Source organism: Sphaerisporangium viridialbum, assembly GCF_049674955.1.
Taxonomy (GTDB): Bacteria; Actinomycetota; Actinomycetes; order Streptosporangiales; family Streptosporangiaceae; genus Sphaerisporangium; species Sphaerisporangium viridialbum.
Genome location: NZ_CP187232.1, coordinates 586,710 through 601,412, shown reverse-complemented (window position 1 = coordinate 601,412; position 14,703 = coordinate 586,710). Strand labels below are relative to the sequence as shown.

The following is a 14,703-nucleotide window of genomic DNA, read 5'->3' as shown; positions in this document are numbered from 1 at the left end:
GAAGATCTTGATATTCGGAGTCTTGTAGAAGGACCTGATGGTCCTCTACTCGGTCGGTGTCACCGGAGGCGCTGTCGGTTTCCTGTCATGACTCGGCACCAGCGGCCTGTACCTGCGTGAGGATGCTGTCGAGGTCGCCTGCCGCCCGCCTCAGACGGATGCGGCCTCCCATGCGAACCCGTCCGGGTCGGTGAAGGGCCCGGCGTCGCTGCCGATCACGAGCCGGTGCGATCCCGTGCCCTCCTGGGAGACACCGGTGTCCTTGGCCAGGGCGCGGCGTGGGTAGAGCGCCAGCGTGACGGCCGACGACGGGGTGTCGAACTCGACATACTTGCCGCCGAAGCTCTTCGCCACGGCCAGGCCGCGGTCAACATAGAACCGCTTGCTCGCCTTGACGTCCGCCACTCCCAACAGGAGCGCGACCTGGTCGATGTGCCGTGCGGCAGGGCCGGTGTCCTTCTTCTTCGAGGTCGCGACCTTGCAGATCGTCCCGTCCGGGGCGCGTACGACGCCGCCGTAGCCCCAGAACCCCTTCGTGGCCGGCCTCAGCGTCGTGGCGCCGGCGTCGAGGGCGGCGCCGATGAAGGCGTCGACGTTGCCCGGCTGGGACACCACGAGGGACAGCGCGAACCCACGGAAGCCGGTCGTCGGCGCGTCCGAGGCGCGTACGTTCACGTAAGGGTCCAGACCGAAGGCTTTGTAGAAGGCGTCCGCGGCCGTGGGGTCCGGAACTTCCAGGGTGATGGATGCGAAGGAGGTCATGGCAGGTCCTTTGAGCGAGGTGGGTTTGTCGTCTTTCCGGCGGCCGTCATGCCGCGCACATGGCAGATACAGGTCCGGCGCTCACCGGTCCTGCAGGAGCCCGAGGACGTTGCCATCGGGGTCGATGACGGTGGCCACCAGGCGGCCGCCACCGACCTCGTGCGCGGCCTCCTTCACGGTGGCCCCCGCGGCGGTCACCTCGGCCAGCGTCGCCTCGATGTCCGGCACGTGCCAGTAGGCCACCGGCGAGGTCATGCCCTGCGGTCCACCGCCCGGCACCAGCCCGATGTGCTGGCCCTCGGCCTCGAAGCCGACGTAGTAGGACGAGTCGGTCTGCGGCGGGATACCGAGCAGGGCCGCATACACCGCCCTGGCCTTCGCCAGGTCGGACACGGGGTGCAGCACAGTCTTGATTCCCCGGGTGGAAGAGCCGGTCATGGTCACTCCTGTAGTCGTGGGTCAGATCGACCCGCCGTGTACGTGTTCACAGCTTTTCGCCCGGCCCGACCGGTCCGCATCCGTGGCGACCACGGAACCGCCCACGGATCGAGAACACGGATCGAGAACGGTGGCCGCTACGGATGGGACATGGAGTGTTTGCGGCAGACTGGGACAGTGGCAGCGATAGTGGATATTTCGCCTCGGGAGGCCGAGGTGCTGGAACTGGTCGGGCAGCATTTCAGCAATGCCGAGATCGGGGCACGGCTGTGCATCTCGGTGCGTACCGTGGAGAGCCACATCTCCTCGCTGCTGCGCAAGCTGGAGGTGCCGGATCGGCGGGCGCTCGCCGGGCGAGTGGCCGAGTTCGCCCGCGCCGACGACGAGTCTCACGGGGCATCGCCGGTCCTGCCGGCCCCACTGACCTCGTTCATCGGCCGGGTGAGCGAGCGGGCCGAGCTGACCGAGCTGATCAAGGCGTACCGGCAGGTGACCGCGGTCGGTCCCGGCGGAGTGGGCAAGACCCGGCTCGCGTTGACAGTGGCCGCGGACGCGGCCGATGCGTACGCCGATGGGGTGTGGTTCGTCGATCTGGTGCCGGTTACCGACCCGGGTATGGTCGCGGCCGCGGTCGCCGGTGCGCTCGGCCTCGGCGAGCAGCCTGGCCGAGACATGACCGAGTCCGTGGTCGCCGCGCTGGCCGACCGTCATACCTTGCTGGTGTTGGACAACTGCGAGCAGGTACGGGACGGGGTGGCGCTGTTCCTCGAGCGGCTGCTCGCGGCGTGCCCTCGAGTGACGGTGCTGGCGACCAGCCGGGCCCGGCTGATGGTGCCGTTCGAACGGGTGTATCAGGTGCCACCGCTGTCGCTGGCCGTCGACGGCGAGTCGGACGCGGTCGCGTTGTTCAAGGAACGGGCGGCGGCGGTCGGCCGGCCGCTGGATCCTCCACTGTTCGACCAGATCGCCGCTATCTGCGAGCGGGTGGACGGGATGGCGCTGGCGATCGAACTGGCCGCCGCCCGGTGTCCCACCCTCGGACTGGACGGCATCACCGCCGCCCTGTCCCACCCGCTCCGGATGCTCACCGGCGGCTCCCGTGCCGAAGACCGGCATCGCTCGGTGCGGGCGGCGCTGGACTGGAGCCATGCCCTGCTGGAGCCGGCCGACCGGGCGCTGCTGCGCCAGGTGTCGGTGTTCGTGGCGCCGTTCACCGCTGCCGCGGCGGCGGATGTCACCGGGTCCCAGGAAGGCGTTGTCGCCGACGGACTGGCCCGGCTCGCCGAACAGAGCCTGCTGGTGGTGACGGCCTGCCCGAGCGGGACCGGCTATCGGGCGTTGGAGACCATCCGACAGTACGGGACGGAGCGGCTCACCGAGGCCGGTGAGCTGGTCGAGATACGATCCCGGCACCTTCGCTGGTGCCTGGCCAAGGCCGCCGACCTGGTGGTGGTGGGAGCGGGCTGGCGGGCCCGGTTCGACGCGGTTACGGACGATCTCCGCGCCGCCCTGGCCTGGGCGGCCGACCGGCCGGAGCAGCGCGCGGATGCCTGCCGCCTCGCCCGGTACCTGGCGGAGCTGACTTTCACCCGTCACCTGGTCGGCGAATCCCAGGGGCGTTATGAGCAGGCCGCCGCGCTCGCCGACGATCCCGCCACCACCGCGTCGATGCTCCGGCATGCTGCGGCCGTGGCCGGATGCCGGATGCGTGGTGATGACATGTACCGCCTCCACCTCGCGGCCACGGAAGCCGCCCGCCGCACCGGGGACACCGCCGGCGCCGCCTGTGACTTGGCGACCATCGCCACCAACGCGTACCGGTTCTTGGGCAAGTTCGCGCGGAAGCTGCCATCGGAGGAGACGGTCGCGTTCATCGCCCAGGCGCGGGAACTGGCCCGTGAGGACCCGGCAGCACAGGCCATGGTGGCGTTGGCCGAGGCAGGGCGGGCGCTCAACGACGCGGTCGGTGCCGTCCAGGGTCAACCCGACAAATCCGCACCAGAGACGATCGCGCGTGCCAAACGGGCTGTCGAACTGACCCACCGTGCGGGTGATCCACTCGCCGAATCCGCCGCGCTCGATGTGCTGACCGGTGCCCTGAGCTGGTCCGGTGACACGTTCGCCGCCGCCGCCACGGCCCGGCGCCGGATCACGTTGCTGTCGTCCACACCGAATACGCCGGCCGCTACCCACGAGCTGATCGAGGCGCTCGGTGAGGCCGCCGAGGCCAGCCTCGGCACCGGTGATCTACCAGGGGCTCGCCGGTGGGCACGGCAACTCGCAGATCATCCGTTGCTGGCCGAGGTCGGCCACCGCGCCATGAGCTGGCTGCTGGTCGCCGACGCGTTGGCGGGCAACGTTGACCAGGTGCTCACTGGCAGCGTCCGGTTCCTCGACGCGTGGCGGCGGGCCGGCAGCCCTGCCAGGTCAGCCCTCGGCCCGGCGGTGGTGGCAGTGATGATGATCTACGGCCTGCGCGACGACCACGACGCCCGGCGCGAATGGGAGACGGTCCTGGACCAGTTCGGCACCCCTCCGGAACAAACCTACGGCTACGGGGCGGTCTTCGACGCGATGCTTCTGCTGCACCACGGACAGGCATCGGAGGCGCTGGAGCGGATGGCCCCCGAGCCCAGGCAGGTGTGGAAGTGGGTCACCTGGATCTGGCTTCACTGGTACGTGGCGCTACGCGCAGAGGCCACCGTGCTCGCCGGGAGCCCCGACGCTCGCGACCGCCTGGCCGACGCACGGACCATCACGGCCGGAAACCCGGTCGCCAGTGCCATCGTGGAGCGTGCCGAAGCACTGCTCGACAATGACCAGGAGCGACTGCTCGCCACGGTAGACGCCTTCGACGCCGCCGGCTGCCGGTACCAGTCGGCACGGACCCTGGTGCTCGCCGGCGGCGACCATGCCGTCTGCGGCGCCGCCGCGCTCGCTGATCTCGGCCTCGCCCCGATGGCCCCACCCCAACACCAGAGCTGACCTCGGTTGTGGTCATCGCGGCGAGAGACCAGCCGCAAGGTGACTGACGCCGGTGCCCCCGAGACCGTAGTAGCCGTTGGCTACCTTGAAGTACCTAGGAGGGAACGCCGCAAGTGCTACTCCTGGCTGGTTCGTTGCCGGGTGACGGCCTCGTGAACGCCGCCGAGGAAGCGCTCGATGGTCGCCTGGTCCGCGGCGTCGAACCGTCCCATGACGGCGACGATCTCATGGATGAGCGGACCGAAGAAGCTCCATCCGAGCGCGACGGCGCTCTCATCCACTTTCAGCAGCACACGCCGACGGTCTTGGGTGTCGCGTTCCCGGCGCACGTGACCAAGTCTTTCCAGACGGTCGATCACCGCCGTGGTGCCCGCGGAGTTGAGGCCGAGGTGCGCCCCCAGCATTCCCGGGGTGGCGGGCGCGCCCGTGCGGGCGGCATCCAGGAGGCAGATGAGCGCACGCACATCGGTCGGATGGAGCGCGTGCCGGGCGGCGAATCCCTCCCCGATCCGGTCGAGTTCCACGGTGATGGCGCGCAGCAGGTGCACCACTCGCATCCCGGCGTCCTGTTCGTGCACGTCGTCCGCCACCTTCCTCCGTCCTGGCCATCGCCATGGTTGACAATATCTCGTTCAGCGAGACTATTGATGAGCGAGTTACTTGTCGAGGTGAGGCATGTCCGATGACAGTCACGGGGCGAACGCGGCCTTCCTCGCCGCCTATGACGCGGTCCTGGAGCGCTGGCCGGTCCAGGTTGAACCGATCGACCTGCCGTCGGCGTACGGCACGACACGGGTGAACGCGTGCGGACCAGCGAATAGCCCGCCGCTGGTCCTGTTGCACGGCGGTGGCACCACCGCGGCGACGTGGTTCGCCAACGTCGCCGAACTCGCACGCCGGCATCGGGTGTACGCCGTGGACCGCATCGGCGAGCCGGGACGGAGCATCCGGGGCGAACGGCCCCCTCGCAACGTCCCCGACCTGCTCGACTGGCTGGACGGGGTGCTCGACGGGCTCGGGATCGGGAGCACCGCCGTGTGCGGGCACTCCTACGGCGGGTGGATCGCCCTGACGTACGGCCTCCACGCGCCCCAGCGGGTCCGGCGGCTCGTTCTCCTCGATCCGACGCAGTGTTTCGGTGGATTCCGGGTGGGATATCTGGCGCGCGCGCTGCCGTCCCTCATCCGGCCGACGGCCTCGCGCGCGCGAGCCTTCCTGGCGTGGGAGACCGACGGCGCGGAAGCCGACCCCGCCTGGCTGCGGCTGTACGGCCTGGCCGCGGAGTTCCCGCATGTGAAAGTCGTGACCGGGAAGCGGCCCGAGCCCGGGCTGCTGCGCACACTCACGACGCGGACTCTGGTGCTCCTCGCCGGACGCAGCAGGGCCCACATCCCTCGCCGCGTCGCATCCGCCGTCGCGCGTCTCCTGCCGCACGCGGAGACCGCGGTGCTGCCGGGCCTCTCCCACCACGCGATGCCATGGCACGAGGCCGCCGACCTCAACACCCGCGTCGTCGGTTTTCTCGACAGGACGGCGACTTGAGAGGGCGATTCGCGAGTGCTACGCCAGGTCACCGAGGTGCGGCCAGGAGGCGCAGGCCGACTACGGCCAGGCCGACCGCCTGCGAGACGGCACCCGCGACCTCGAACCACTCGCTGCCGACCACGAGCCCGATCACATGCAGCGGAGGCCACGCGAGGACCGCGGCGGCTGCCCAGAGCGGGATCGTGCGGCTACGGAGGAGGGCCAAGCCGAGCAGCAGCGTGCCGACCAGGTTGCCCAGCACGAAGAGGAGAAACACCCACAGGGTCGATGCGTCGCTTTGGCTGCTGTCGAGGACGGCCGCGTAATCCGAGAGCGGGCCGCCGCGCTCAGCCATGGCGATGTCGATGATTCCGGTGAAGGCGATCGCGAAGTAGCAGACGTATCCGCCGGCCGTTAGTGCCGCTCCGACGGAGCCAAGTTTCGGGCTCCCGACCACCACGAGTCGCTTGACGCCGAGGACCGCCGGGACCATGAGCAGACTCGCCAGCATCGCGGCGACGGTACTGAGGCGATACAGGCCGGGGTAGGCCGCCGCCAGAGCGAGCGCCCCTGCACCGGTGCTGTCGCTTCCTCCGGCGCGGGTGGCCCACGCGTAGGCGCTGTTGGCGACGACGAATCCCCATGGTGCGGTGAACAGCGCCAGGGCGAGCGGGACGCTGCGAGTGCGCGGCGGACCAACCGGCGCAGACCTCTCGGAGGGCAGTTCGGAAGGCGGGACGGACGTTTCCATGATTCTCCTCGGGTGGTGAAGCATGCATGCCGTGGTGGATGCGGGGTGGATTCAGGTGCCGCCCGGGCGGCGCCCAGGAGAGGCGTGCGGGCGAGAGCGACAAGATCAGCTGAGGGACCGCAGCGCCGGCGCGACCAGTGCGATGCAGCCGAGGGTGAGCACGACGCCGACCGCGGCGGCACCCATCGCCTCAGCGGGGACCCCGTCGGCGAAGAACGCGGGTACGGCGGTCAGCCCCGACAGCAGCCTGGCGACGATCACAGCGACCGCGCCGGCTCGGCTGCCGCGCCAGGCCAGCGCGACGCCGACCAAGGTGATCAGCCCGAGTACCGCCCCTGCGACGGCCACCGCGAACGGGGGGTGCTCGCCGTCGCCGAACGGCAGCGAGACCACATCCATGAGGCCGAGCAGGCCGCCCAGGATCAGCCCGACGACGAGAAGACGGGAGCGCTTCATGTGGTTCTCCTGTGAGTGGAGCGGGGGGAATGTGCCGATTCCGCAGTCTCGGCGCGCCGGCACGGTCAGCGGATCCGGGCCGGCGCGGGACTGATCTCCGTACTGGCACGTATTCACCAGGCGATCCCGGGCCCCTACCGTGTAGCTGTGGCCACCCCCCGTCTGTTCGCGTTCGCCCTGGCGGCCTTGATGGGCGTGCTGGCGGGCAGCGGGGTGGTGCTGGCCGTGATCGGCGGCGATGGAGGCGCCACGACGGGGTTCGCGGCCGGCACGACGTTGGCGCTGCCCTCCGCGGTGCTCGGGATGGTGGTCGCCGTCCGGCGTCCTGACAGCGTGGTCGGCTCGCTGCTCGTGCTGGTCGGCACGATGGCGGTGTGGGCCACAGTCGGTGATCTGTACGCGTCGGCCATCACCCGACGGCCGGATCTGCCGTTCTCCGAGCTGTATGTGGCCCTGTCGCAAGGCGACTGGATGTTCCTGTACGTGCCGGCGGCACTGCTCATGCTGGTGTTTCCGGACGGACGCCTGCCGGGGCGGCGGTGGCGCTCGGCGGTCACCGGGTTGCTGGTCGTTCCGGTGCTTTTCATGCTGATCACAGCGTTCGATCCGAGTCCCTACCCACCGCCCTTCGAGCCCACGCCGCACCTTTCCGGCTCCCGGCGCCCTACCTGCCGGTGCTGCGGGTGGCGGGCGTTGCGCTGTTGCCGGTCTTCCTCGGGTTGTTGATCGCGTCCGCGACGGCGGTGGTGCTCCGCTACCGGAGGGCGACCGACGAGGTGAAGCGGGCACAGCTCAAGTGGTTCGCGCTCGGTGCCGCCTGCCTGCCGCTGACGCTGCTGCTTTGCTGGGCGAGCTACCTGTTCCTGGACGGGCCGGAGCTGGCGCTCGTCGGCCTGGCGGCGACGGCCCTGGCGATTCCGGTGGCGACAACGATCGCCGTGTTGCGGCACGACCTCTACGACATCGACCGCGCGATCAGCGCCGCCGTCACCTACGGCCTGGTGACCGCGATCCTGCTCGGCTTCTACACGGCCGCCTCATTCCTGGTGGGCCTCGGCGCCGGCCGGAGCTCACCCGTCGCCGCGGCCGCGGGCACGGCCATCTGCGCCGCTGCGCTGTCCCCTCTGCGCGTACGGTTCCAGCGCTGGGTCGACCGCCGGTTCTACCCGGCCCGGCAGGCCGTGCTGACCGCCATCGAGGACCTGCATGGCCGTACGCACGCGGGTCAGGCGCAGCCCGAGGAGCTGGAGGCGACACTGCGCACCGCGCTGCGCGATCCGGCGGTGCGCGTCGGCTATCGGCTGCCCGGCGCGTCCGGGCTGGTCGACGCGACCGGCGCTCCGGTCGACCCCGGCGACGCTCTCGTCGCACGGGTACGGCTCGGCGGCCACGACATCGGCGCCATCGTGCGCGGTAGAGCCGCCACCCGGGAGCTCCTGCGCGAGGCGGCCTCCGCCGGCGCGCTGCTCATCGAGGTGGTCCGGCTGCGAATCGAGGTGAGCCGGGCGCTCGATGAGGCCGAGGCCAGCCGCGCTCGGCTGCTGCACGCCGGATACGAGGAGCGGCGGCGGCTCGAACGCGACCTGCACGATGGGGCGCAGCAGCGCCTGGTCTCCCTCGGCATGGCGATCCGGCTGGCGCAGCGCCACCTCGACGACAGCACGGTCGACGTCGACGGTCTGCTGGACCAGTGGGTGGCGGAGCTGGCCCTCGCGGTCACCGAGCTGCGGCAGATCGCGTACGGCCTGCGGCCGAGCAACCTCGACGACGGGCTCGGCAACGCACTGGTCATGCTGGCCGGCAAGGTGCCGGTCTCCGTGACGCTCGACGTGGCGGCCGACGACCTGCCCGATGACGTGGCGATGACCGCCTACTACGTCGCGAGCGAGGCGATGACCAACGCGGTCAAGCACGCCGGACCTGCCACGATCGGAGTCCGCGTCAGCCGGGCCGGCGATCGGGTCACCGTACGGGTCAGCGACGACGGGCCCGGGGGAGCCGAGATACGTCCGGGGACCGGTCTGGCGGGCCTCGCCGACAGGGTGCAGGCGGCCGGTGGCGCGTTACGGCTGTCCAGCCCGGCGGGCGGGGGCACCCTGGTCGAGGCGGTGCTGCCGTGCGCGTTGTGATCGGCGAAGACTCCGCCCTGTTCAGGGAGGGACTGGCCCGCCTGCTCTCCGACGCCGGGCACGAGGTCGTGGCCAAGGCACAGGACGCCCCGGGGCTGATCGCCGCCGTCACGCCCGCGAACCCCGATCTAGTGATCATCGATATCCGGATGCCGCCCGATCTCACCGACGACGGCGCCCGGGCGGCCCGGCGGATCCGCGACACCCACCCGGAGCTCGGCATCGTCCTGCTCTCCCAGCACGTCGAGACCCGGCACTCCGTCGACCTGGTGTCCCGCGGGAGGTTCGGCTACATGCTCAAGGACCGGGTCTTCGACGTTGAGGACTTCTTCGACTCGCTGCAGCGGGTGGCGGCCGGGGGCTCCGCCCTCGACCCCGAGGTCGTCTCGCGCCTCATCGGCGCACGCCGGGCCGCCGACCCTCTGGCGTCGCTGAGCGCGCGAGAGCGTGAGGTGCTGGCGCTGATGGCGGAGGGCCGCACGAACGTCGGCATCGCGCGGCGGCTCTGGCTGACCGACCGGACGGTGGAGACCCATGTCAGCTCGATTCTCGCCAAGCTCGGCCTGGCCAACTCGGAGGAGGACCACCGCCGTGTGCTCGCCGTCCTCCTCTACCTCAACCGTCCCTGAGCCTGACGACGAGGGGTGGAACATGACGATGAGTCGCCCAGGTACTGGTTCACGTACTGCCGGTGGTAGCGGTTCACTTCATGCGATCACGCTGGCAGGCGGAGTGAGCGGGGCCAACTGCCGGCTGAGCCTGAGGACGGCCTTGGCCGTTCGTGGGTCGGCGGCGGGGGCGAAGGGGGCGACAGGACGGGCCTCGGACCCAATGACAAGGCCGGTCCGCCCGTCGAGTGAGGCGTCGGCCGCGGCGAGGATCGACGGCCGTGCCGCCACTGACGCGGAGCCGGACGTGGCGCGTTCGAAGGTTCGCCGGACCAGCGGCCAAAGCACCCGCAGCCCCGGCGAGACGATCTTGGGCGACCGCATGGTGCCGTCGGTCATCTCGGTGGCCGCGCCGCCCGGATCGGCCGCGAAGACCGAGATGCCCGTGCCTCGCAGCCGTTCCGCCAGATCCAGCGTGTAAGCGAGGTTGGCGAGCTTCGCCCGACCGTACCAGTGGAAGCCGTAGTAGCCGCCAGGCGGCTCGACGGCGCCGAAGGAGCGTTTGGCGACCCGGACCGAAGCCGAGGTGACGCTCACGATCCGGCTCTGCCCTCCGGCCCGGAGCGGTTCCAGCAGCAGTTCGGTCAACAGGTACGGGGAAAGGTGGTTCACGGCGAACGACGCCTCGATCCCGTCCACCGTCTGTTGCCGGTCTGCGAACATCGCCCCGACGTTGTTGACCAGAACGTTCAACGGCCCCTCCTCGGCGAGGCGGGCGGCGAGCGCTCGTACGGCACCAAGCGACGCGAGATCCGCGGCGACGAACCTCGCCTCCGGACCGGCTGCCACCGCGTCGATCCGCTCGACTGCGCGGGCGCCCCGCTCGGCGTTCCGGCCCACCACGGTCACCGCGTAACCGATCGCCGCCAGCCCCATCGCGGTCTCCAGGCCGATTCCCCCGGTCCCCGCTGTCACCACAGCCCGTTTGCCCATGACTCCACCCTTCGCCGGCCGGTCGTTAGCGGATAGCTATCCGATTCCAGCTCGAACCGTAGCATAAGCGGATGACTATCCGATTAGTAAGGCTGGGCATGCGGCAGCGAACGTCCGAGCCGGGAGTTCCGGACTGCCGTCAACGCGGGGGGCGCAGACCCTCAAGGAGAACGTCGAGGTAGATCTCCGCGTACTTGGCGTCATTGTCGCCGGAGCGGACCGCGTGCTCGATGCCGCAGAGCAGGCGGCGGACGTCGTCCGCCTCGATGCCATACCGAATGGCCCCCGCACGGCGGGCGCGGTCGAGCAATTCCGCGACGGCACGGTCAAGCTCGGCCTTCATCGCCGAGGTCTGCGCGTCGGCGTCGCTGGCGGATCCGAGCACCGCCGCGAACCCGGCATCGTCCAGCGCGCGTCCGAGAGTGAACCGCAGGAGGCGGTGCAGACCCGCGAGCGAATCCTCGTCGGCCGCCGCGGCCTGCGCCTCACGGACAAGCTGCTGGAAGCGTTCCGCCAACAGTGCTTCCAGCAGCGCGTGCCGGTTGGGGAAATGCCGGTATACGGTCCCAACACCCACTCCCGCGAGCCGGGCGATGGTGTTCAGCATGAGCGAGTCGTCACCTGCGGCCAACTGCTCCCTGGCGACCTGCAACACCCGTGCGCGGTTGCGCGCAGCGTCCGCGCGCAACGCCGTCCCACGGTCAGCATTGGGTGTCACGGGCTCAGCCTAATGGCCTGCCGTCCAAGCGCCGCGCGGTGCCGAGGGGAGTGCCCAGCCGCCCGTCCAGGCGAGCAGTGACCCTGCCGCTCGTTCAGTCTTCCCCACGCGCCTCCTGGTAGATGGCGGCCGACCAGCGGACAGGGCGTTGGGCGTACGCATCCACCGGAGCGACCTGGGACATGCTCATCTTGAGCGCGAGCCGTAGAGCAAGATTTGGATCTGCTCCTCGGCAGGCACCAGGCTCGCCTGGCAGGCGCCCCACTCGGATGGGTCACCTGCCTTGACGTTGGTGCCGCCAATGCCGCAGTACCCATTCGGTATCCGCTCGGCCTCGACCGGCACGCGGAACCCTGACCCGCCATCCCGGCGAAGAAGGCGGACAACGCCGCATTCCCGGACGGCGCCCGCGCCGCCAACGACACCGGCCTACGCAACCTGCCGCTGCACGACTTCACCCGAAACCAGATCTGGGTGGAGGTCGTCGCGCTGGCCTGCGAACTGCCGGCGTGGATGCAGAGGCTCACCGGCTTCATACAACGTTGGCCGACGAGTTCTCCGTGGCCGTACGCGATTGCGGGGCTCTGGACTCTGGTGTCCGGCGCCATCCCCCGGAACTCGCTTTCGATCCCCAGCCATGGAATCGGTCACGCTCGTACGGCGCCCGTAGGTGCCAGCGGGTCACCGGGCCCTTCCCTCAACGGGAAGGGGCGAGATTACCGACAGCGGTTAACTTTGTCAGGGTAATGCACCTATTGACACCTATTTTACCATCCTGGTACTAATCGCGAATCTTGTCCTCCCCTTGCGACCCAAGGACGAGGACGCCGCGCGGACCTCCACGTCCGCCAGTACCAGGGAGTTTCTCTGTGGGGAGTTCATTCGACCGTCCCCGTCGGCTCAGGCGACTTACCGTCGTCGGCGGCTTGGCGGCGGCGCTGGCCCTCGGAACCGTGTCCGCCGCCATCGGCGGTGTCCCGGCCCAGGGATCGTCAGGCGCGGGCCTGACGGCCGCTGCGACCAGCGCACTGCTGAAGGACTACGACCACGAGATCATCGACCAGTTCGACTCGGCCAACTCCGTCAACCATATTCGGCAACTCGCCGTGAACATCGGCCCGCGGCTGAACGGCACGCCACAGGAGCGGGAGGGCGCGGAGTACATCGGCGGCATCCTGAAGTCCTACGGCTTCGATGCGACCCTTCAGTCATGGGGCCCGGTCTCGACCAAGAACGTCGCGAAGGTCACGTCCCCGAACGCCGACCTGCCGGGAGGACCGAACTGGCAGATGGCCGCGTCGACCAGCGCGAAGTTCACTGGCAATGACGCCGCGGTGGAGGGACAGGTCGTCTACGCCAATACCGGCCAGTCCGCCGCGGACTTCCCCGCCGACACCGCGGGCAAGATCGTTCTGATGGACTACAGCACCACCGCGTCGGTCCGCAACACCGCCGTGGTCAACGCGGCGAGCCAGGGCGCGGTCGCGGTCATCCTGGCCTACGCGACCGGCAACAACGCGCCGCCGTCGTTCACGCTCACCACGGCCCAGCCGAACATCCCGGTGATGGGCGGCGGCAGCGCGCACTCCACCTGGATCAAGGGCCTTCTGGACAAGGGCCCGCTGACGCTGCGGGTCACGACCAACCAGTACGTGAACCCGATGGGCACCAACGTCATCGGCATCCGGCACGCGGTCGGCGACCCGGACGGCACCAAGGCTCCGATCGTCATGGTCGGCGCGCACATCGACTCGGTGCTGGGTGCCCCCGGCGCCCACGACGACGCCTCGGGCAACGGCGTCTCGCTGGAGATCGCCCGGGTCCTCAGCCAGTACCCGCTGGACAAGGAACTGCGGATCGGCGGTTTCGGCGGTGAGGAGGGCGGCCTCCTCGGCGCGAGGGCGTACGTCAACACGCTGACCGCGGCGGAGAAGGCGCGGTTCGTCGGCGAGTGGCAGATGGACATGGTCGGCACGCCGTACGAGCCGGCCCGGCTGTGGGCGCTGACCCCGAACGGCCAGTCGAACTACGTGGTCCAAGAGGCGTACAACGCGGGCGCGCGCGTCGGTTTCGACGGACTGCGCAACTGCAGGCTCGGGCAGAGCGACCACCAGGCGTTTTTCGACGTGGGCATCCCGTCCTCGCTGTTCATCTGGCTCGACTACCGCCCGCCGGCCCCGCCGGCCGTCTGCGGTCCGACCGGTGGGACGTACGTCACCGAGCCGCAGTACCACAAGCCGACGGACACGATGGACAACATCAGCCCCGAGCGGCTGCAGATCACCCTTGACGTCGTGGGCGGCGCGGTGGCGCACAACGCGCTGAACGCGGTGACGGTGTCCGCGGTCTCCGACGGCGATCAGCCGCTGGCCGGGGCGCCGGTACGGGCCGACTGCGGCAACGGTCTGCGTGACCTGGGCACCACCGGCGCCGACGGCCGGCTGCAGGCGGTGCTCCCGCACGCCACCTGTGACTTCACCACCACCGTCGACGGCCGGGTGGCGAACGAGCGGGGTGTGTCGATCGCCGGTGACCAGGCGGTGAAGATGACCGTCGACCTCACGAAGCCGACGATCTCCCTCGCCAGGCCCACCGATGGCGCGGTCTTCGAGCTCGGGACGGCCGCGACCGCATCCTACCGGTGCGATGACAACCTGGCCGGGGTTGCCACCTGTGTCGGCACGGTGCCCGACGGCAGCGCGCTCGACACCTCCACCGTGGGCTTCCACGAGTTCACCGTGAACGCCACCGACAAGGCCGGCAACGCAGCCGACAAGAAGGTCACCTACCAGGTCGCCTATCCCTGGAAGGCCTACTTCCCGGAGACGATGAACGGCAAGGCCAACAGCGCCGTACCGATCAAGTTCGGCCTCGGCGGTAACCGTGGCCTGGGCGTCATCGCCGCCGGCTACCCGGTCTCCCAGCCGGTGGCCTGCGACACCGGGAAGGCGACCGGTGCGTCCGAGCCGACCAGCGGCCCCGGGAACTCGAAGCTCAGCTACGAAGATGGTCAGTACACCTACGTATGGAAGACCGACAAGAGCTGGTCCGGCACCTGCCGTACGTTCGAGCTGACGCTCAATGACGGCAGCAGCCACTTCACCACCATCAGCCTGAAGTAACCGCGATACGACCCCTGCCGGGGAACGGAGCCGGCATCGTGCCCCGCTCCCCGGCCGGACCATGGTGATCGGAGGGGACAGAGTGTCCCCGCTGGGTCATCCGCTGGAAAGCCGTCTTGAACTCCTACGAATGGCTGTCCGCTGGCCGAATCTGGAACCCATCAAGATCTGGTTACCACCATTTGCGGCGGCGCTCGTCGCCGCCGACTACCCCAGC

13 protein-coding genes are annotated in these 14,703 nt (G+C 69.8%); 6 read left to right on the top strand and 7 right to left on the bottom strand.

The window, feature by feature from the left end; genetic code table 11:
- Positions 1–150: 150 nt before the first annotated feature.
- Positions 151–762, bottom strand: coding sequence for a glyoxalase (locus ACOZ38_RS02825; protein WP_424528622.1), 612 nt, complete (start codon positions 760–762; stop codon positions 151–153).
- Between the two features lie 81 nt (positions 763–843).
- The gene (locus ACOZ38_RS02820) at positions 844–1,200 is read right to left on the bottom strand and encodes a VOC family protein (protein WP_405143690.1); all 357 of its coding nucleotides are present in this window, start codon (positions 1,198–1,200) and stop codon (positions 844–846) included.
- A gap of 177 nt (positions 1,201–1,377) precedes the next feature.
- Between ACOZ38_RS02820 and ACOZ38_RS02815 the strand changes: the two genes are divergently transcribed.
- Positions 1,378–4,185, top strand: a complete 2,808-nt coding sequence (locus ACOZ38_RS02815) for a LuxR C-terminal-related transcriptional regulator (protein ID WP_424528620.1) — start codon at positions 1,378–1,380, stop codon at positions 4,183–4,185.
- A 116-nt stretch (positions 4,186–4,301) separates the two neighbouring features.
- On the opposite strand, the gene ACOZ38_RS02810 is transcribed toward ACOZ38_RS02815, so the two are convergent.
- Positions 4,302–4,775, bottom strand: a complete 474-nt coding sequence (locus ACOZ38_RS02810; protein ID WP_405143687.1) for a MarR family winged helix-turn-helix transcriptional regulator — start codon at positions 4,773–4,775, stop codon at positions 4,302–4,304.
- Between the two features lie 85 nt (positions 4,776–4,860).
- Between ACOZ38_RS02810 and ACOZ38_RS02805 the strand changes: the two genes are divergently transcribed.
- Positions 4,861–5,727 (top strand): alpha/beta fold hydrolase, encoded by an 867-nt coding sequence (locus tag ACOZ38_RS02805; protein ID WP_424528618.1) that lies wholly within the window; start codon positions 4,861–4,863, stop codon positions 5,725–5,727.
- Between the two features lie 28 nt (positions 5,728–5,755).
- On the opposite strand, the gene ACOZ38_RS02800 is transcribed toward ACOZ38_RS02805, so the two are convergent.
- On the bottom strand, positions 5,756–6,460 hold the full coding sequence (locus ACOZ38_RS02800; RefSeq protein WP_424528616.1) for a hypothetical protein: 705 nt from the start codon (positions 6,458–6,460) through the stop codon (positions 5,756–5,758).
- Positions 6,461–6,565: 105 nt separating this feature from the next.
- On the bottom strand, positions 6,566–6,916 hold the full coding sequence (locus tag ACOZ38_RS02795; RefSeq protein ID WP_424528614.1) for a hypothetical protein: 351 nt from the start codon (positions 6,914–6,916) through the stop codon (positions 6,566–6,568).
- 147 nt (positions 6,917–7,063) lie between these two features.
- Between ACOZ38_RS02795 and ACOZ38_RS02790 the strand changes: the two genes are divergently transcribed.
- From ACOZ38_RS02790 to ACOZ38_RS02780, 3 genes are read left to right on the top strand one after another with little or no spacing between them, the layout of a single operon-like run.
- A complete protein-coding gene (locus tag ACOZ38_RS02790; protein WP_424528612.1) occupies positions 7,064–7,642 on the top strand; it encodes a hypothetical protein in 579 nt (192 codons plus the stop codon).
- Complete coding sequence (locus tag ACOZ38_RS02785; protein ID WP_424528610.1) at positions 7,600–9,045, top strand: sensor histidine kinase; 1,446 nt, start codon at positions 7,600–7,602, stop codon at positions 9,043–9,045. Before ACOZ38_RS02790 ends, ACOZ38_RS02785 begins: the two co-directional genes overlap by 43 nt.
- The gene (locus ACOZ38_RS02780) at positions 9,033–9,674 is read left to right on the top strand and encodes a response regulator (protein WP_424528608.1); all 642 of its coding nucleotides are present in this window, start codon (positions 9,033–9,035) and stop codon (positions 9,672–9,674) included. Before ACOZ38_RS02785 ends, ACOZ38_RS02780 begins: the two co-directional genes overlap by 13 nt.
- Before the next feature lie 78 nt (positions 9,675–9,752).
- Here the strand turns inward: ACOZ38_RS02780 and ACOZ38_RS02775 are convergent, their stop codons facing one another.
- Positions 9,753–10,646: an SDR family NAD(P)-dependent oxidoreductase gene (locus ACOZ38_RS02775; RefSeq protein WP_424528606.1), complete on the bottom strand. Its 894-nt coding sequence runs from the start codon at positions 10,644–10,646 to the stop codon at positions 9,753–9,755.
- A 139-nt stretch (positions 10,647–10,785) separates the two neighbouring features.
- Positions 10,786–11,301 (bottom strand): TetR/AcrR family transcriptional regulator, encoded by a 516-nt coding sequence (locus tag ACOZ38_RS02770; protein ID WP_424536949.1) that lies wholly within the window; start codon positions 11,299–11,301, stop codon positions 10,786–10,788.
- Positions 11,302–12,233: 932 nt separating this feature from the next.
- Here ACOZ38_RS02770 and ACOZ38_RS02765 point away from each other — a divergent pair.
- Positions 12,234–14,486 carry a PxKF domain-containing protein gene (locus ACOZ38_RS02765; protein WP_424528604.1) on the top strand — a complete coding sequence of 751 codons (2,253 nt, stop codon included), beginning with the start codon at positions 12,234–12,236 and terminating at the stop codon, positions 14,484–14,486.
- The last annotated feature ends 217 nt before the right edge of the window (positions 14,487–14,703 follow it).

What these genes read in the sequence shown, in the direction of transcription:
- ACOZ38_RS02800 (WP_424528616.1), bottom strand. Translation starts at nt 6,460, where the DNA reads ATGGAAACGTCCGTCCCGCCTTCCGAACTGCCCTCCGAGAGGTCTGCG.
- ACOZ38_RS02795 (WP_424528614.1), bottom strand. Translation starts at nt 6,916, where the DNA reads ATGAAGCGCTCCCGTCTTCTCGTCGTCGGGCTGATCCTGGGCGGCCTG.
- ACOZ38_RS02820 (WP_405143690.1), bottom strand. Translation starts at nt 1,200, where the DNA reads ATGACCGGCTCTTCCACCCGGGGAATCAAGACTGTGCTGCACCCCGTG.
- ACOZ38_RS02805 (WP_424528618.1), top strand. Translation starts at nt 4,861, where the DNA reads ATGTCCGATGACAGTCACGGGGCGAACGCGGCCTTCCTCGCCGCCTAT.
- ACOZ38_RS02825 (WP_424528622.1), bottom strand. Translation starts at nt 762, where the DNA reads ATGACCTCCTTCGCATCCATCACCCTGGAAGTTCCGGACCCCACGGCC.
- ACOZ38_RS02775 (WP_424528606.1), bottom strand. Translation starts at nt 10,646, where the DNA reads ATGGGCAAACGGGCTGTGGTGACAGCGGGGACCGGGGGAATCGGCCTG.